12 protein-coding genes are annotated in these 18,480 nt (G+C 54.1%); 9 read left to right on the top strand and 3 right to left on the bottom strand.

The genetic code is table 11. The annotated features are described in order from the left end of the window. Nucleotides 1–98: 98 nt before the first annotated feature. Together VFX97_18165 and VFX97_18160 are read right to left on the bottom strand one after the other, a co-directional pair. Nucleotides 99–614 carry a hypothetical protein gene (locus VFX97_18165; protein ID HEX5705130.1) on the bottom strand — a complete coding sequence of 172 codons (516 nt, stop codon included), beginning with the start codon at nt 612–614 and terminating at the stop codon, nt 99–101. A gap of 164 nt (nt 615–778) precedes the next feature. After that, nucleotides 779–1,735, bottom strand: coding sequence for an aspartyl protease family protein (locus tag VFX97_18160; GenBank protein ID HEX5705129.1), 957 nt, complete (start codon nt 1,733–1,735; stop codon nt 779–781). 529 nt (nt 1,736–2,264) lie between these two features. On the opposite strand from VFX97_18160, the gene VFX97_18155 reads away from it, so the two are divergent. The 9 genes from VFX97_18155 to VFX97_18115 all read left to right on the top strand — a co-directional run bounded on the left by VFX97_18155 (nt 2,265) and on the right by VFX97_18115 (nt 17,031). Beyond that, nucleotides 2,265–4,418 carry a penicillin acylase family protein gene (locus VFX97_18155; protein ID HEX5705128.1) on the top strand — a complete coding sequence of 718 codons (2,154 nt, stop codon included), beginning with the start codon at nt 2,265–2,267 and terminating at the stop codon, nt 4,416–4,418. Nucleotides 4,419–4,831: 413 nt separating this feature from the next. After that, nucleotides 4,832–5,635, top strand: coding sequence for a formylglycine-generating enzyme family protein (locus VFX97_18150; protein HEX5705127.1), 804 nt, complete (start codon nt 4,832–4,834; stop codon nt 5,633–5,635). A 551-nt stretch (nt 5,636–6,186) separates the two neighbouring features. Further along, complete coding sequence (locus tag VFX97_18145) at nt 6,187–7,398, top strand: hypothetical protein (GenBank protein HEX5705126.1); 1,212 nt, start codon at nt 6,187–6,189, stop codon at nt 7,396–7,398. 144 nt (nt 7,399–7,542) lie between these two features. Further along, nucleotides 7,543–8,616, top strand: a complete 1,074-nt coding sequence (dcm, locus tag VFX97_18140) for a DNA (cytosine-5-)-methyltransferase (protein HEX5705125.1) — start codon at nt 7,543–7,545, stop codon at nt 8,614–8,616. Nucleotides 8,617–8,677: 61 nt separating this feature from the next. After that, the gene (locus VFX97_18135) at nt 8,678–9,886 is read left to right on the top strand and encodes a type II restriction endonuclease (GenBank protein ID HEX5705124.1); all 1,209 of its coding nucleotides are present in this window, start codon (nt 8,678–8,680) and stop codon (nt 9,884–9,886) included. 15 nt (nt 9,887–9,901) lie between these two features. After that, nucleotides 9,902–12,058 (top strand): sensor histidine kinase, encoded by a 2,157-nt coding sequence (locus tag VFX97_18130; GenBank protein ID HEX5705123.1) that lies wholly within the window; start codon nt 9,902–9,904, stop codon nt 12,056–12,058. 6 nt (nt 12,059–12,064) lie between these two features. Next, nucleotides 12,065–13,138 (top strand): hypothetical protein, encoded by a 1,074-nt coding sequence (locus VFX97_18125; GenBank protein ID HEX5705122.1) that lies wholly within the window; start codon nt 12,065–12,067, stop codon nt 13,136–13,138. Between the two features lie 589 nt (nt 13,139–13,727). Beyond that, nucleotides 13,728–14,801 carry a hypothetical protein gene (locus VFX97_18120; GenBank protein HEX5705121.1) on the top strand — a complete coding sequence of 358 codons (1,074 nt, stop codon included), beginning with the start codon at nt 13,728–13,730 and terminating at the stop codon, nt 14,799–14,801. A 379-nt stretch (nt 14,802–15,180) separates the two neighbouring features. Then, nucleotides 15,181–17,031, top strand: coding sequence for a serine hydrolase (locus VFX97_18115; protein HEX5705120.1), 1,851 nt, complete (start codon nt 15,181–15,183; stop codon nt 17,029–17,031). 360 nt (nt 17,032–17,391) lie between these two features. Here VFX97_18115 and VFX97_18110 read toward each other — a convergent pair whose 3' ends face one another. Next, the gene (locus VFX97_18110; protein ID HEX5705119.1) at nt 17,392–18,204 is read right to left on the bottom strand and encodes a hypothetical protein; all 813 of its coding nucleotides are present in this window, start codon (nt 18,202–18,204) and stop codon (nt 17,392–17,394) included. Nucleotides 18,205–18,480 lie beyond the last annotated feature (276 nt).

Here is an 18,480-nt window from a genome sequence, read left to right as displayed (position 1 = left end):
GTGCGACGGCGACGGCGCTTGGATATGGAAGCCCCTGCATCCCTGTAGGCGGGCCGCCGCATCCTGCTCACTCAGCACTGCAGCGCACGCGACGCGCGTTACTTCTCACAAGACTCTGATTCCATTGTCGCGAGCTCGGGAGTCTGTGGTGGCTCGTCCTTCACCGGAATGAGCATAAACAATCCCGAGGTGGATAGCTGGGGCTGGTCAGTGTGCAGCGGCGCGCCTGCGGTTGCCAAGCCGCCGCCGTTAACGGCGGTTAGGTAGTGGCCATCGAAGGTTTTGAAAGCGTAGAGCCCCTCTTCTTTCTGTGGTTCCAAAGAGAATGTTTCAAACTGCCCAATTTCGGTGGCATCAGTCGCGACCGGGCTACCCGCGGGCGCGGCCATTCCGCCCCCGTTTACCGCCGTCAGGTAGTAAGGCGCGCTGGTAAGGATGTTACAGAAACCCTCATCGTCAAAGGATATCTCAAACTTTTCCCAATCCTGAGGTATCACCGCATCAGTGTGGATCGGAAGAGCGTTCGCGTCTTCACCTATGCCGCCGCCGTTGACCGCGGTCACATAGTTTCCACTGTAGGTCCTGATTCCAACTTTCATCCGGTCATCTGCCATGAAGGGATCTCCTTGGTCGTTAAGAAATGAGATTGTTGAAGGCGCGCGAACAATACTGAGCCGGAATAATCCTGTCAACGTATTTGGAATGCCCGGCAGAGTCCGATTTGTCGGGACGGCGACGGCGCTTTGGATTGCCGTTGGACCGCGACGACGAAATAACGCTATTTCGCTTCTAGTATTAGACGGCGACGGCTCGCGTCGAAGATGACAATCTTGAAATGCCGAAGAACTTCATTGCTGATTTGACCAGCCGCGTGCGCATCGGCGCCATCGCCTTTGGTCGCCAGCGAAAAATGAACTTCGGGGTTCGGAATTACCGTTCGGCCCAGTCGAATACTCTTAGCGCGCCCAATACGAATCTTGCTGGTGCCGCCAATCCCGAGCATCCCCGCTTCCTTCGTCTCTTGTTTGGACTCAAGCAGCTTGTGCCGCTTCACGAATGGACTATTAAAGAAAATTCCGGTCGCGGCGCCACTATCAATGCCCAATAGAGTTTGCAAGGGCCGGAGACCCGGCAATGTCACGGTCGCGGGAATCGACGGATAATTGTCGATCAATCTGAGAGGCAGGATCTCGCCGCGTCCGCGATACCGATAGGTCCGCGGACTGTGAACGTCGAACGAACTGCCGGCGTAATTGATACTGACTACGAATTGCTCAAAAAAGTCATAACCGAGCATGCCGGCAATCGGCTCATCGGGAATCGGTGACGGAAAATCGAGCGCGAGGACACCGATCTCGGCAAGACGGAAATTCACGCCGGGCAGATCAAATCGCACATTCCGCGCGAAAGAAATGTCGTCTTCGCCTTCACCGACGCCAGTTACTTTCGTGTCGCCGTACGTTTTGAGATTCAGCTTCTTTGCTTGTTTGGAGGTGATGGCTGTCTGTTCGAACCCGCTGTCCAGCCCGAACAACAAAGGCGCGGAGTTGTTGACGCGCACCCGCAAAAACATGTGCCCTTTATCGCTGAAGACCAAGGGGATCGTTTCCGCGCTTGAGCCATTTACGAATCTTCGATCGCGCGCTTTTGCGACGGCAGCTCCGTTTGAGTTTCCAAAACTAAATGAGGCCGCGACGCACAGCGTAAGCAAAGCAGGTAACGTCAGACGTTTCATCAGACCTCCGGCCGGAGAATAAGGATAAGTACTCGACCTTCTGACAACATCCGTAAGGAAGTTGTTCCCTGGAAGCGCGGGCATCCTGCCCGCATTTGGAGTGCGCCGGCAGAGTCCCGTTTAGTCCGGGACGGCGACGGCGCTTGGATTCTTCTCCCTCTCCCTCTGGGTGAGGGCGGTGGTGAGGGTGCGAAGCTTCGCGGTGCTCTCGTGCCCCTGCGCTGCTTTTCCGTAGCTCAGCGCTTCAGCGCTGGGGTCGAGGTGTAGATTAATCTTAGAGCCCGCTTTAGCGGGCGAGTAGAGATTTTTTAGAGCACGGCCCAGGAGGGTCGGCATTGCAGCTTCAAAGCCTGACCCCTCAGCGCATTTATCGGTCGCGGCTCCGCCGCTCCAAACGATTTGTGTGCACCGGGTACCCAAGGCTCGCAGAGCCTCGCCTTGGGCTTAACTACCCGCGCTGCTTCGCAGCTCGTTCGTTGAAAGAACAACGGCTTTCAAAATCACGCTTCACGAACTACGATTAACGGCCATGAAACCGGCCGTATTGTTAATTAGCCTTCTGCTCTCGGCGACGTGCGTTGTGGCCCAACGCCCGGCGGCGCCCGATCCCGACGCGCTGGCGCGAAGCGTGACAATCTATCGTGACCGATACGGTGTGCCTCATGTCTTTGGCCGCACTGACGCGAGCACAGTCTTCGGATTCGCCTATGCTCAGGCCGAAGACAATTTTTTTCGCGTGGAAGAGAACTTTATTTACGCGACCGGCCGCGCAGCGGAAGTTAACGGTGAACGACGGCTCGCGCATTCCCGATTGAACCGGGCGTTGGAAATCCCGCGGCTCGCGCGTGCGGAATACTCACGGCTAGATCCGAAGATGCGCGCGCTGTGCGATGCTTTTGCCGCCGGCTTCAATTACTACATCGCCAAACATCCCGAAACGCCACCTCGACTCCTGAACCGGATCGAGCCGTGGTACACCCTCGCTTACATCCGCTACAACTATTATCAGAACGGCTTCTCACGCGACCCGGGTCTGGCGGGTGATTTGCAGACCGCGCAAATCGAGACGGTAACGGCTGACAACGTCGGTTCCAACGGGTGGGTCATCGCCCCTTCCCGCAGCAAGACGGGTCACGCGATGCTGTTCATTAATCCGCATCTGCCATTCTTCGGCTCGGGTCAGGTTTACGAAGGTCACGTGCACAGTGACGAGGGCTGGAACTTCACCGGCTACACGCGCCTGGGATTTCCTTTTCCGTATGTCGGACATAATGAGGATGTCGGCTGGGTCAGCACGGACAACGCCGCGGATCTGACCGACGTTTATGTCGAAACCTTCGATGATCCGGCGCGGCCTCTGGCCTATCGCTATGGCAATGGACATCGTTTGGCGACTGAGCGAGTTGAGAAGATTCGCGTGAAGACCGATGCGGGCTTTGAAGAGCGTTCCTTCAAGATGATCAAAACCCATCACGGCCCGGTGCTCGGCAAGCGCGACGGAAAGCTTTTGGCGATCCGCATGGCCCATTTTGAGAGTGATGGTTGGCTGCGTGAGTGGTACGACATGACTCGCGCGCGAACGCTGGCCCAGTTCAAACGCGCGCTGCGTCCGCAAAAGATGCTGTTTGGAAACGTGATGTACGCCGACAGCGCCGGTAACATCTTCTATCTCTATAACGGTGCAGTGCCACGTCGGGATCCGCGCTTTGATTGGAGCAAGCCTGTCGATGGCAGCGATCCGGCGACTGAGTGGCTAGGGCTTCACACCATGGACGAGCTGCCGCAGTTGACGAACCCGCGCACCGGCTGGATGCAAAACTGCAACACGACTCCTTTTCTGTTAACCAGCGATGGCAGTAATCCGAGAGCCGAGGATTTTCCTAAGTACATGGTTCAGGAAGGCGACAATCCGCGCGGCCGCATCTCGCGTCGCCTTCTTTCGACCAAGCCATCGTGGACTTTCGAAGAGTGGACACGCGCCGCCGTCGATACTCATGTGATCATGGCGGATGAGTTGTTGCCCGGATGGCTGGCGGAGTTAAAGCAGCACCTCGATCAAGCTCGGGGCAGTAGCCCGACCGTGAGGGAGGGCTCGGGCGACGCGCGCTTGCGTGAAGCCTACGCCATCCTCAACACCTGGGACCACCGCGCCACCATCGATTCAATCGCGATGACGATCTTCAATCGTTGGCGAGATCGGGTTAACCGGGCAACGCAGACGCCGGTGACCGCTCAAGTTCGTGTCGCCGCACTAAGCGAAGCTCTCGACACGCTGGAAAAGGACTTTGGCACCTGGAGAGTGAAATGGGGCGACCTCAATCGCCTGCAACGCTATGACGAAAGCAAGAACGAACCCTTCAGCGATGCGCGCCCCAGCCTTCCCGTGCCCGGCATCAGCGGTTCCGATGGTGGCGTGTTTACTTTCCAGTCTATTCCGATAAACCCACAGAAACGTTTCTACGGAGTCGCGGGCGCAAGCTATGTGAGCGTCGTCGAGTTTGGCCCGCGCGTACGAGCGTTGTCGGTTCACACTTTCGGCGCCAGCGGTAATCCGAAGAGTCCACACTACTTCGATCAAGCCGAGTTATACGCGCGCGGCGAGTTCAAACCGGCTTGGTTCACGTTGAGTGAAATCCGCGCCAACCTCGAATCCGCTTACCGTCCTGGTGAAGAACGAAAGTAATTTGGAGTGCGCGACTTGCGGGAGCGCCTGCATCCCTGATTAGTTCCTCTCCCTCTGGGAGAGGTGAGGTGAGGGTGCGAAGCTTAGCGGGTCGCGCGCATCCTGCGCGCATTTGGAGTGCGCCGGCTCGACGGCGCTTTGGATTGCGTCCGCGAAGCGGACTTTTGACAGTAGCCCAGCGCTTCAGCGCCGGGATCAGCGTCCCCCAACAAATTTCAGAGCCGGATTTAGCCGGCGACAGACCGCTTTGTGGTTGGCTCTCACCTTCTATTTAATAACTCGAAACCGAGTTCTGCCTGCTCGGCTTTATCCCCACTGCTGACCGCACCTACAATCACGAACATGAAAAAATCGGTCCTACTCCTTTTACTGCCTTCGCTGTCGCTCATCCTCAAACACCCAATCGCAAATCCATGGTGCGTATTGCCGGCGCGACTTTCGAAATGGGCACCGATGCGTCAAAGGTTCAGGAAATTGCCGCCGCCTTCAACATAACAAAGCATCCCGATCTTATTCAGGCGGAAACGCCGCGGCATCAGGTCACGATCAGTTCGTTCTATCTCGACAAACATGAAGTGACGAACCTGGATTTTCAGAGGTTCGTGCGCAGACATCCTGAATGGACCGCCGCGCGCATACCCAGACAATTTCACAACGGTAACTACCTGAAAGACTGGGTTGACACCAACTTTCCCAAAGGCAAATCGAATCATCCGGTAGTGAATGTCAGTTGGTACGCGGCCGTGGCGTACTGCCGGTCGCAGGACAAGCGCCTGCCGACTGAAGCCGAATGGGAATACGCCGCGCGTGGCGGTTTGCCGAACAAGAGCTTTCCGTGGGGCGACGAACCCGCAGACAAAACGCGCGCGAACTACGGCGGCAGCGGCTTTAAGACTACCACCGCCGTCGGGAGCTATCCGGCTAACGGTTACGGCCTGTTCGACATGGCCGGCAATGTCTGGGAATTCCTCGCTGATGAGTGGCGTCCTTATTCCGGCGGACCGCAGATGAATCCGCTCGGCGGTCAGGCGCTTTTGACAGGTGGCCAACGCAGCCTTGGTTTGGAGCAGGATCCCGAAGACGTAACCACGCGCCGAGTGATACGCGGCGGCAGCTTCGGCGGCGCTCCCTTGAATCTGCGAGTCACTTACCGCGACTCTCACCCACCCGACGGCGCTCGCGAGTTTGTCGGCTTCAGATGCGCAGCGTCTCTCTGATCGGTCTTGGCGCCGCCTGGGTACGCAGGCGTCCTCGCCTGCATTTGGAGCGCCGGCTCAACGGCGCTTTGAATTCTTCTTCTCCCTCTCCCCCTGGGAGAGGCGGGGTGAGGGTGCGAAGCTTAGCGGATCGCGCGCATCCTGCACTGCTTTTGGAGTGCGCCGGCTCGACGGCGCTTTGTATTCTTCTCCCTCTCCCGCTGGGAGAGGGCCGGGGTGAGGGTTTGCGTCAGCAAATGTGGAGTGCGCCGGCTCGCGGGGTCCCCGCGCGAGCATCTCGCGTGGGGTGCTCTAGACGGCGCTTTGGATTGCGTCCGCGAAGCGGACGTTTGAAAGTAGCCCAGCGCTTCAGCGCTGGGATCGCAGATTAGGATGAATTTCAAAGCCGGCTTTAGCCGGCGACAGAAAACCGCAACCTGAAATGCCTCAAGGTTAGGAAGGGCGGTTTACCCCCGATGTTCACTGGCTTCCTATTTCTGCTTCTGTTTCTTAACTCGAAACTTGAAACTCTGAACTCGAAACTGAGATTCCGCTCACTGTAAAATCCCTTAATGCCAAAATTTCCCGAATGGATCCAACCGATGGCTGCCACGCTCACCCAGGAGCGCTTCACCGGACCGGAATGGATCTTTGAACGAAAGTTCGATGGCATCCGCCTGCTCGCCTACAAGCGTGGTGCGAAGGTCGAGTTGTTCTCACGCAATCGTCTGCCCCAAAACATTCCCGCCCTGGCGCGCGCAATCGCCCAACTTCCGCATCGCGATTTAATCCTCGACGGCGAGATCGATTGGCACGCAGTAACGTATTCCCCTCCCCGCGAGCGGGGAGGGGGAAGGGGTGGGGTTGACGCACATGGCTCGTCGCCCCCCAACCCCCTCTCCGCGTGCGGAGAGGGCGAGAAAATCGCGTCCTCGCGTGCTGCTTATCACGTGTTCGACATCCTTTGGCTCGACGGCCGAGACACGATGAAGCTACCGCTCGAAGAACGCCAGACGCTGTTGAAGAAGCTGCCGCTTAAGCCGCCACTCCATCGAGTCACTGCTTTGAAGGATTCAGCTGACAACGATGAACAGCCTTGGGAACGTGCGCAGCGTGAAGGTTGGGAGGGTGTGATCGCCAAACGCCGCGGTTCGATTTACGAGTCACGCCGCTCGCCCAACTGGTTAAAGATGAAGGTCGAGCTGTCCCAGGAATTTGTCGTCGGCGGCTTCACCGATCCACAAGGAAAACGCGTCGGCCTCGGCGCTCTGTTGGTAGGTTATTACGAATACGCCTCGAAGTCAGAACCGCCTGCGTCAGTGGGCGGATCGGCCTCGATCTCCAATCCCTCTGGTTCCACTCCCTCTCCCCTTGGGAGAGGGCCGGGGAGAGGGAGCGCAGCTTTAGGTCGGGTGAGGGTGCGGAGCTTAGCGACCGGATCCAGCGACAACCTAACACCCAAGTCAGTACCACCTGCGGTAGCGGGTGGGTCTGCGTCCGCGGATGCGCCAGCCGACTTTGTCTTTGCGGGCAAGATCGGCACCGGCTTTAACACTGAACTGCTCCTCAATCTCCGCGCCCAACTCGACAAGCTTGAGATTCCGAAACCCCCGTTCACCAAAGCCGTCGGCCTACCGCGCCTCCGCGCTCACTGGGTCCGTCCAAAAATCGTCGTCCAAGTCGGCTTCATTCAGTGGACTAAATACAACAAACTCCGCCACCCAAGACTGCTCGGCATTCGCCACGACAAGTCATCTCGTGAAGTAGTGCGGGAGCATTCATAGAAGGTAAGAAAACGCACGAGGGAACTCATGTTGTGTTTTATGCCGAACTTGAGCGCGACGACGATTCTCATCACTTGACTGCTCTGCTAAAGTAGTCGCTTCAATGAAAGAAGCCTCTAAAATATTTATCCAGCACTTACACATTTGAAGAACTCGCCTAAAAAGAAGTTTCGTTTCATCGATCTATTCTGCGGCATCGGTGGTTTTCGAATCGCATTCCAGCGTGCCGGTGGCAAGTGCGTTTTCTCCTGCGACTGGGATAAGTTTTCGCAAAGAACTTACGAAGCAAACTTCGGCGAAAAACCCTTTAGCGATATCAGGGAAGTCGATATTGCCGGCATAAAGCCGTTCGACATACTTTGTGCAGGTTTCCCTTGCCAGCCTTTCAGTCTCGCGGGCGTTTCAAAGAAGAACAGTTTAGGTAGAAAACACGGTTTTGAAGATGAAAAGCAGGGGAACCTGTTTTCCTATATCGCGAAGATAATCGATCATCACCGTCCCGCGGCCTTTGTACTGGAGAACGTCAAGCATCTATACCGACATGACCAAGGGAAAACCTACGACGTTATTTACAACACGTTAACCAAAGAATTGGGCTATGACGTACACGCGGCAATCATCGATGCTCAGTCTGTCGTGCCACAACATCGTGAACGGATTTATTTGGTCGGTTTTCGCGAACCCAGGTCCTTCACATTTCCAATCTTTCCAGAGAATGGCCCCAAGTTGAGCACCGTTCTCGCGTCGCACGTTGACCGCAAGTACACACTTAGCGATCACCTTTGGAACTACTTGCAGGAGTATGCAAGAAAACATAAGGCTGCCGGCAACGGGTTTGGGTTCAGCGTATTCACCGCTGATGACGTAGCTCGAACTCTTAGTGCTCGCTATCACAAAGATGGTTCTGAGATTCTAATTTCCCAAGGGCCCGACAGGAACCCTAGAAGACTAACGCCACGCGAGTGCGCACGGCTGATGGGATTCCCCAAAAATTTCAGAATACCGGTTTCCGATACTCAAGCTTACAGGCAGTTCGGAAACTCCGTTGTGGTACCCGTTGTACAAAAGATCGCGAAGCGAGTCGTCACCACACTGCGCCTTGAGCCTTCAGCCGATCCTGAATTCGAACTTACGCCCTTTCAACCCCCGTCCCAAGCCCGCGCGCTCTCAATGATTCTGCCTCTAAGCTTTGCCAAGAACGTGGGAAATCGATCTTAGTTTTGTCCCGCCGACATTTACCCTTGTCCAATCGTCTCCGGTTAAGGACAATGTCCGCGTCGTGAATCTCTCATCCATTTTCAGTAGAGTCGCGCACAAACAACTGGTCACAGTCGACCTGCCGGATCGAGGCTCGAACCAGCATGAACTAAACGGCGACAATGACCTCCGCGAGTTCTTCGGCATTCGCGAATCCACGCGTGGGACTCTTACTTGGCATTACTTTTCCGATGACGAAGCTCCCGTAAGCGAGAGCGGGAACTTTACGTTCTACGACGCTCGAGAGAAGAGCGCATCAAGAACCGGTCGGAGTGAATGGCGCTTCTATTACGAGGGGAAGTTTCTGGAGCGTGCGAACGTCGGCGATTGGTTTTTACTGGTGAGAGCCTCGTCCGGGGATTTGTTCGGCCTTGTATTTCAAAAGAATTCGGGGTGGCTTCGTGCAGCCCGCGTGCTTTTCGGAATCGAAAGAGCATCTCTCTCTTTTGACGCCGTTCCCGAGGAACAACTCCATCAGCAGACGGTCGCTCTGCTTCAACGACAGATCATTGATGAGTTAGGCTTAGAGGTTTCGGTGCCCGCCGAGCCAAACGATCAGCAGTTAATGCTTGACCGCTACGGGCGCATATTCCCAATAACAAAGGAGATGTCAACCTTTGCTCGAACGCAAGTCGAAGTTGATCCGTTTAGTCCAGACGAAGCGCTCATCCGCTGGCTCGATCGAGAGGAACAGCTGTTTCGGGCTCTCGAAAACGTGATTGTTGGCGAACGTTTGGAAAAAGGCTTCGATAGCGTTGACGAATTCGTCGCGTATTCCCTGTCAGTACAGAACCGTCGCAAGTCACGAATGGGATTCGCTTTGCAGAATCATCTCGAAGAACTGTTCACGCGGCATCGGTTGAGATTTAAAGCACAATCGCGAACGGAGGGAAAAACAAAAGCCGACTTTATTTTCCCCGGTGAAAGGGAATACCACAACACCGCATTCGAAGCCGGTCTGCTCATAATGCTAGGGGTAAAGTCAACAAGCAAGGATCGATGGCGACAGGTTTTAGATGAGGCCGATCGCATTCCAGACAAGCACCTGTGCACACTCGAGCCCGCAATTTCTACGAACCAGACCGATGCGATGCGTAGACGGTGTCTAACTCTCGTAATCCCGGATAGACTTCTACTCACATACACGCGAGCTCAACGCAGGGAGATCATGAATGTTCAGACGTTTATCGATCTTGTATTAGCAAAACAAAGGCGAAACTCTCAAAAGTAGAGGAAGAGAGAACTCATGTTAGAAACCGACGTTCATAAAGTTCGTCCCGCGGGCCGTCATATTTTGACGATTGGACGCGACCTTATTCAAGACCGCTATGCTGCCATCGTAGAACTGGTTAAGAACTCCTACGACGCTGATTCGCCCGACGTGAACCTTGAATTCAAGACATCAACAGATCACCAAGTAACATCAATCTGTATTGAAGACCACGGGCATGGTATGTCGCGTGACACGGTTATCAATAAATGGATGGTTCCCTCTACAGACGACAAGCTTCTGCGCCAGAAGAGTCCGGGAGGGAGGATCATGCAAGGGCGGAAGGGTGTTGGCCGCTACGCGGCGTCGATTCTTGGCGCCGATCTACTACTTGAAACGGTGACTGCAGACCGGGCAAAGACGACGGTCTATATTCAGTGGGATCGTTTTGCTGACGCTCAGTATCTGGATGACGTTGATGTGCTCGTAGAAACAAAAACCTCAGAAGACTCTCCCGGCACACGCCTGACAATTAGCGGCGGTCAGGAGTTCGTAGCCGCTTGGGATAAATCAGAATTCGATAAGTTGCGCTTCGAGTTAAAGAAACTGATTTCACCAGTAAGTGTTCGACTCACAGAAAACGATGACATTGATAGGTTTAAGATTCAGTTATCGATCATTGGTTTCTTCGAAACAGACATCTTCACCGAAGTGATCGAACCATATCCAGTATTCGAGCTATTTGATTACCGAATTGCGGGCCGAGTGACCGCTGGTGGGACTGGAAGTTTGCAATATTCAAACCAAAAAGTTCGTAACACAGTTCACGAGGATATTTCTTTCGATTTGGGATCACCCTCGGAATGCGGCGAATTGGTCTTTGACATTCGGGTTTATGATCGAGAACCGCAAGCAATTGAACTGCTCATTCATCGCGGTCTGAAAGATGAAACTGGGACCTATGTTGGAAAGAACCAAGCAAGAAAGCTTCTAAATGACTACAACGGCGTCGGAGTTTACAGAAATGGTTTTAGGATTAGGCCATTGGGTGACGCTGATTTCGACTGGCTAAAGCTCAATGAACAACGAGTGCAAAACCCGTCACTCCGGATCGGGAGTAATCAAGCTATCGGTTACGTGTTGATTCAATCCGAAGAGCAGTCGGGACTTGTCGAGAAGAGTGCTCGAGATGGCCTCCGGGAAGACGCCGCTTTCCAAAAGTTGAAAGCGATAACAAAAAAAGTAATTGGTGAGTTAGAAGTACGACGCTTTGAGTACCGAAGGAACGAAGGATTAAGTCGACCAGTCGTAAAAATTGAACGGGAATTAGAAAGGCTCTTCGGTTTCGAGGAGTTGAAAAGTGACGTACGTGCCAAACTATCTAAAGGCGGTATAGATGACCGGATTACCGATGAAATCATTAGTATTATTAGTAAAGATGAAGAACAGAAAAATAAGATTGCGGAAGATATACGTCGGGCCGTCGCAATTTACCAAGGCCAGGCGACCCTTGGGAAAATCGTTAATGTTGTTCTTCACGAAGGGAGACGTCCTCTAAACTACTTCAAGAACCAGATCCCAAATCTAAGGTTCTGGTATGACCAGTATGTTGAGTATAACGATTCCGTGAGCCTTCAACGCTTACTTTCGATCGCTGATGGAATAGGTCATAACGCCGAAATTTTGGTCAGATTATTCGGACGGCTTGATCCTCTGGCTGCTGGAAGACGTTCAGCTAAGCAAGAATTGCCACTCAAGCGAACAATTGAGGAGGTGTTTGCCGTTTTCCATTCGGATTTTCAGGAACACAAAATCACTGTTGACGTTGTCGGACCCGAAGACTTCCGTTTCGAATGTTGGCGGCAAGACATTTACGCTATTTTCACGAACTTAGCCGATAACAGCCTCTTTTGGATGAAGGAAAAGGCCTCGGGGCCACGCGCGATTACGGTGACGGTATACGCTGAGGAGGGGAGGCTACAGTATGTCGACTATCGAGATACTGGACCCGGCATCGAACCCCATCTTATCGAGACAGAAGTCATCTTCGAGCCAGAGTTTTCGACCAAACCGGACGGAACCGGGCTTGGACTGGCAATTGCGGGAGAGGCTGCTTCACGAAACGGACTCGAACTGGAGGTCCTTGAGTCGACGAATGGTGCTTACTTCCGCTTGCAACCGAAAGGCGAATGATCACGTATGGAGCCTTTTCAATTACTCTTGGTTGAAGACAACGACCAAGACTTGGCCACCTTCCAAGATTCGATCGAGACATATACGCGACAAAACAATCGCGATATTCGCTCAACCGTCTGCAAGACACTTGAAGAGGCATTGCAGATCCTAAATAGCTCTTTCGATGGAGCGATAATTGATCTCCGACTCAAGGAGAATGCGGATGGAAATAAGGTTGCTCAAAAGATAACCGATTTACATTTTCGGATTCCGATCGCTGTCTTTACCGGTACGCCCGAGAACGCAGATCCTCAACTCTCCTATTTTGGCGTCTTCAAGAAGGGCGAAATTGAATACTCTGCGTTGTTCGACATGTTTTGGGACATTCATTGTTCCGGCCTGACAAGAATCATGGGCGGAAGAGGCGTGATTGAAAAAAGCCTCAACGATGTATTTACGAAAAACCTGTTGCCGCAGCGACAAACTTGGGTCGACTACGGCCGTGTTGATTCACCGCGAACTGAGAAGGCGCTGTTGCGATACACCCTCAGTCACTTACTGCAATTGCTCGACGAGGAGGTTGAACATTCATTTCCTGAGGAAGTCTACATCTATCCTCCTTTTTCGCCGGGGCTTCGAACCGGAAACATTGTTAAGCGCGGTGACGACAAGAGGTTCGTTGTACTCAGTCCAGCATGCGACCTCGTGGTAAGGGAAACCGGACAGCCTAAGAGTGACCAAGTACTCTTAGTAGAAGTTGAGAGCTTTCAAACAGTCCTTACCCCCATACTTGAGGGAGCGAACAACAAGACCCGTCAGAATAGAGTTGAGAAGCTGCTTGCGAATAATTACTCAGATAACTATCACTGGCTGCCGCGCACCTCCTTTTTTGACGGAGGTTTCGTGAATTTCAGAAAACTTTACTCGGTAGCGCATGACCGGTTTGGGGAGGAATTTGCGGCTCCCGCCCTTCAGATCTCTCCGTCTTTTATCAAGGACGTTGTTGCGAGGTTTTCATCGTATTACGCACGACAAGGGCAGCCAGATATCGACTGCGCGGGTTTTGTCGATGAGCTCTGCCAAGTGGATCGCAGATAAATGGACGTTCATGATCCAGCAAAGCGCAGTTTCAACATGTCGCGAATCAGGAGTCGCGACACCAAGCCTGAAAAAATAGTCCGTTCGATTGTTCACGGTTTAGGCTACAGGTACCGCCTTCACAAACCTACCCTTCCTGGCAAGCCAGACATTGTTCTCGTGCGACATCGAAAAATCATCGATGTGCATGGTTGCTTCTTTCACATGCACAACTGCAGGTATGGAAGCGTCGTGCCCGCAACTAATGCCCAGTTCTGGCGAACAAAACGACTGTCGAATGTCGAACGTGATCGGAGAAATCTTCGGGCGCTCAGACGTGAAGGATGGAAAGTTCTGATCGTTTGGGAGTGTGAGACGCGAAAGCCGGCATTGCTTCTGCGAAAACTTCACAGATTTCTCGTTACGTAATCAACAGCACAGTATGGACGTAATCCGCTGTCCATAGGCGTGGCCTCGACGTGCTCTGAGACTTAGCCGGTAAGCCGAAGGCTTACCGCACTGTGCGGCGGCAAAGCCGCAGGGCTGGCAACATTCATGTTTGCGGGAAGCGAAGCGGTTTCACCGCGCGTCTAAACGGTCACCCGTCACCATGGCCAATCGGATAAAGCTAGCTTTTCTTTTCTTAGTCGCTGGGGCGTTCGTATCCGGCGTTTACGGCAACGCAAACCCACCCGCTACCGCAGGTGGTACTGACTCGCATTTGCGGTCGCCACCTGATCCGGTCGCATCCACCACTCCACGCGGGATGCCCGCGCGGGGACCCCGGGCCGCTCTCGGTACTGACAACGACCCGCCCGCTGACGCAGGCGGTTCTGACCTCACTCCAACTGGTCAGGCCATACCCGCGGAAGAACCAACTGCTACGGGCTTCACTGACGCGGAGTTTGGAACCCACATCGAGCAGCTCAAGAAAAAGCTTCCTTCCGAAGACTTCACGATTGTGGTGCAGAGGCCGTTTGTCGTAATCGGAGATGAGCCGGCGGACGATGTGAAGCAGCATTCAATCCGCACGGTGAAGTGGGCAGTCGACAAACTGAAGCAGGAATACTTTTCGAAAGATCCGAAAGGGATTATTGATATCTGGCTGTTCAAGGATGCGGCGTCTTACGAACGGAATGCGAAACTGCTGTTCGGGTATAAGCCGGATACGCCGTATGGCTATTACTCGAAGACTCACAAAGCCCTCGTGATGAACATCTCGACCGGCGGCGGCACCCTCGTCCATGAAATCGTCCATCCGTTTGTCGAAGCGAATTTTCCCAACTGTCCGCCCTGGTTGAATGAAGGCCTCGGTTCACTGTACGAGCAGAGCGGCGAAGTCAATGGCCGCATCCACGGTTTCACCAACTGGCGACTACCTGGTTTGCAGGCTGACATCAAAGCCGGCCGCGTCCCAGCGTTCCGAAAACTGATGGGTATGAGTGAGCCGGAGTTCTACAACTTTGAGAGCGGCTCGCACTACGCACAGTCGCGTTACCTGCTCTATTACCTGCAGCAGAAAGGTCTGCTCCAGAAGTTCTATCGAGAGTTTTATGCGCATCAGAAGACCGACCCCAGCGGTTATCAAACGCTCGCCCGCGTGCTGGGCAATCCGGACATGCGAACTTTCAAACCGAAGTGGGAGCTGTATGTGATGGGCCTCACTCAGGGCAATGGGCGTTGACAGTGAGCGGTGGGCAGTGGGCGGTGGGCGAATATCAGTTTCGAGTTCAGAGTTTCGAGTTTCGAGTTAAGAAGTTAGCAGAGCGGGATTGAAGCCGTTCACCTGGTTCTTTCGCCCGCTAAAAGGCTGTGGGATCAATTTACAACCTCGATCCCAGCGCTGAAGCACTGGGCTAAATTCAAACGTCCGCTAAGCTTCGCACCCTCACCCAACCCTCTCCCAGAGGGAGAGGGCTAAACTGCACGCGCACCTCTTACTTGCGCGCAGCCCGTTATAAGAGCCCGAAGCGGGTCGTCTTGTTCATGTCCTTACCGTCGTGGTAGAAAACAATCCCCGGATGTAATCGCGGTAGTCGTCAAACTCCTTCTTCGAGGTTTTTATGAAAGCTTTTTTCTGCAAGCTGCTCACACTCACGCTTATCTTCCCAGTTTTTGCGCTCGGCCAGAGTCAAACCAATCTCGACGCGGAAATAAGACGTGTCGAACAGGGCTTGCTTCCGCCGGTGCTGATCAAAGGCGACCCCGCCTGGACGATCGAAGAACGCATGAAGTTTTACAAAGCCCCCGGGCTGAGTGTGGCCGTCATCAAGGATTTCAAAATCCACTGGGCGCGCAGCTACGGCGTCAAAGATTTGGAAACGAAAGAGCCGGTAACCACCGAGACGCTTTTCCAGGCCGGCTCGATTAGCAAATCAGTCAACGCCATGGTGGCAATGAAGAAGGTTGAGCAGGGAAAGATTTCGCTCGACGCGAATATCAACGACAAACTCACGACGTGGAAGCTGCCGGAAAACGACTTCACCGCGAAAAAGAAAGTCACGCTCAAAAACCTTCTCAGTCACACCGCCGGCACGACCGTGCACGGCTTTCCCGGTTACGCGGTAAATGAAACGGTGCCGACGCTGGTCCAGGTGTTGGACGGCGCGAAGCCCGCTAACACTGCGGCGGTGCGGGTGGATGTCGAGCCCGGCACGCGCTATCGCTACTCAGGTGGCGGCACAACGATCACGCAGCTCGCGCTCATGGATATCGAAAAGAAGCCTTATCCCGAAATCGCGCGCGAGACAGTGCTCAAGCCGCTCAAGATGACGAACAGCACTTACAGCCAACCGCTGCCGGCCAGCTGGCGCCCGAAAGCCGCCACCGGGTATCGCAGAGATGGCAAGGAAGTCGAAGGCAAGATTCACGTTTACCCGGAGATGGCCGCGGCCGGGCTTTGGACCACGCCGACTGATTTGGCGAAGTTCGCGATCGAGATGCAGCTGTCGCTGGCCGGGCGATCAAATAAAGTTCTGTCAAAAGAATCCACCGATTTGATGACGACGGCGTTCATGGACACCGCCGGCCTCGGGTTCTTTATTCAGAAGTTTGGCAGCGCGCTCTATTTTGGTCATGACGGCGCCGACGAAGGCTTCAGGGCCCAGATGGTCGTGAGCCGTGATAAAGGATACGGCGTCGTGGTGATGGTTAACTCAGACAACGGCGCGATTCTTAACGAAGTCGTCCGCGCGGTCGCGCGCGAATATGGCTGGGACGAGTACCTGCCCGCGCCGCACGAAATTATTTCGATGAATGCGGAGAAGCTGGAAGGCTACACCGGTCGCTTTCTGATTAATCCCGATCGCGTGCTTACCGTTAAGACTGAACCGGGCGAAGCCGGCAAACCGGCGAAGCTGTTCGTTTATGCGACGGGGGACGAGAGGTTCGAGCTGCTGCCGATCTCTGACACAACCTTCGTACGTCGCGGCGTTCCTCTCAAATACGAGTTCTCGACGCTCGCGGTCGAGGGCATCAACCTCAATGGCTCGTCGGTGATCGCAACGTCGCTCAAAGTAATTCCTCAAAGCGGCACACCGCTTAAAGTCGATCGTCTTGAGTCGGATAGATCCGTTCCCTTTGAGATGCTCGAAGCGGGGCGCATCGATGAAGCCATTGAAGCTTATCGAAAGATTAAGAAAGAACAACCCGCGAACGTCGCAGTCAGCGTCGGAAGGATTAACTCGCTCGCCTATGTTCTGATGCGAGCAAAGAGGCTGAAGGAAGCGATCGCGATGTTCAAGCTAAACGTCGAGTTCTATCCCGCGCTCGCGGGCGTCTATGACAGCCTGGGCGAGGGTTACATGACAAACGGCGATAAGGAGCTCGCGATCGCGAATTACCGGAAGGCTTTAGAGCTCGACCCGCGGAATAAGAACGCCCAGGAAAAGCTGAAGCAGCTGGAAGGTAGGTGAGACAGTCGTCGCGCTAACGTAATTCTTCGAGGAAGCGTCTCATTCACACCGCCGCTTCTAGCGCGGTGACGCGACCGCTGGCTCACCTCTTTTAGTCCGCGGAGCGGACGTCATTATAGAGCCTGGGGCGTGAGCCCCAGGTCAAGTACCACAAATATCAATTGAACCCGCGAAGCGGGTGATAGCCGTAACGCTTAACATTCGTCCAGATGATTCGGCTGCCGCCCGCTTCGCGGGCTTGCTTGCTTTTGCTTGACGCGATCCTGGGGCTTGCGCCCCAGGCTTTATGCTGGCGTCCGCTCCGCGGACTGGCAGAATTAAAATGTCGCGGTGAGCTGAGATGCATGCGGCACCTCCTGATTACCGTCTACGTCCGAGCGATTTAACTGATCGGACTCTTTCGATTTTGCCGCTGGATGAAAGATCCGCTTCGAGGCCCGGAACTTTACACGCGTATTCACTGACGGTGGCCCAGGCTTCGCACTGCTGTCTATTTCTACACGCAGCCAGGATGGCACGACCGGCTCTCGAGTTGTTGGCAAAACAGTACGCAGCATAGTCGCCACTTTCCGAGCCAAAATACAAGATCAGCGATTGGGTTTTTCCTACCTGCAGCTCACCCCGGATCTGTTGCACCTCGGATTGGCTCGCCGAGGTTTCAGAAGCAGCGCTCGCTCCGGCCAATAGCTCCGCTAATTTGACTCTACTATCGGTGCTTCGATAGTGAACATCGTAAATCTTCCAGACTTTGTCCTTCCCTTGTTTGAACTGGTACGAAACCATTCGTTCTTTGCCTGAGTCTTTGAAGGTAACCTGCACCACCGCCTCATCAGCGGGACCGTACTTACTGTCGCCTCCCCAGCCGGTGTCCATAATGATGAAGTGCGTAATTTGCGGGTCTTGCGAGCCGTACAGCGGATCGAAGTCAATGGCCCCGACCTCGCCTTTGGCAGAGACGGCGTCTTTCCAAATCAGATCCGCCAAATCTTTTCTAAAGTATCTGTCGACGAGGGCGCGGTTCTTCGTTTGAAAAAACGGACTAGCGCCGCTCTTATGCGCCGCATACAAGCCCTTCACAATCACATTGGGAGTGACTTCCTTTTTCCGTGGTTGCGCGAGCCCGATTGCGCTAAACGTTAACAGTGCTGTTAGCACAATGATTTTGATTTTCATCTTTCCCTCTTCCTAATAATATTCTTGGCTTTGCCCAAAAGACGGGTTGAGCGAACAAACTCGTCGAGCTGCGTAGCAGCGGTCTTAGCTAAGCCCAAGGCGAGGTCTTGCGAGCGTTGGGAACCATGCCCGTTATAGATCAGCGGTGCCTGCGAAGCGGGCGACATACCGTTTCGAGTTCAAAGTCATCATTCCAGGTTGAATTGACGCGACTGACCCTTTGAACTGATTGGTCACCGCTCCGCGGCTCCCTCAAAGACTCTTGTCGGTAACCCA

It is taken from the genome of Pyrinomonadaceae bacterium, assembly GCA_036277115.1.
In the GTDB taxonomy this organism is placed as follows: Bacteria; Acidobacteriota; Blastocatellia; order Pyrinomonadales; family Pyrinomonadaceae; genus UBA11740.
This window is presented reverse-complemented; position numbering and strand designations above follow the sequence as displayed.

Excerpts from the sequence above, each read along its gene's own strand:
- VFX97_18165 (HEX5705130.1), bottom strand. The coding sequence starts at position 614 with ATGGCAGATGACCGGATGAAAGTTGGAATCAGGACCTACAGTGGAAAC.
- VFX97_18160 (HEX5705129.1), bottom strand. The coding sequence starts at position 1,735 with ATGAAACGTCTGACGTTACCTGCTTTGCTTACGCTGTGCGTCGCGGCC.
- VFX97_18155 (HEX5705128.1), top strand. The coding sequence starts at position 2,265 with ATGAAACCGGCCGTATTGTTAATTAGCCTTCTGCTCTCGGCGACGTGC.
- VFX97_18150 (HEX5705127.1), top strand. The coding sequence starts at position 4,832 with ATGGTGCGTATTGCCGGCGCGACTTTCGAAATGGGCACCGATGCGTCA.
- VFX97_18145 (HEX5705126.1), top strand. The coding sequence starts at position 6,187 with ATGCCAAAATTTCCCGAATGGATCCAACCGATGGCTGCCACGCTCACC.
- VFX97_18130 (HEX5705123.1), top strand. The coding sequence starts at position 9,902 with ATGTTAGAAACCGACGTTCATAAAGTTCGTCCCGCGGGCCGTCATATT.
- VFX97_18125 (HEX5705122.1), top strand. The coding sequence starts at position 12,065 with ATGGAGCCTTTTCAATTACTCTTGGTTGAAGACAACGACCAAGACTTG.
- VFX97_18120 (HEX5705121.1), top strand. The coding sequence starts at position 13,728 with ATGGCCAATCGGATAAAGCTAGCTTTTCTTTTCTTAGTCGCTGGGGCG.
- VFX97_18115 (HEX5705120.1), top strand. The coding sequence starts at position 15,181 with ATGAAAGCTTTTTTCTGCAAGCTGCTCACACTCACGCTTATCTTCCCA.
- VFX97_18110 (HEX5705119.1), bottom strand. The coding sequence starts at position 18,204 with ATGAAAATCAAAATCATTGTGCTAACAGCACTGTTAACGTTTAGCGCA.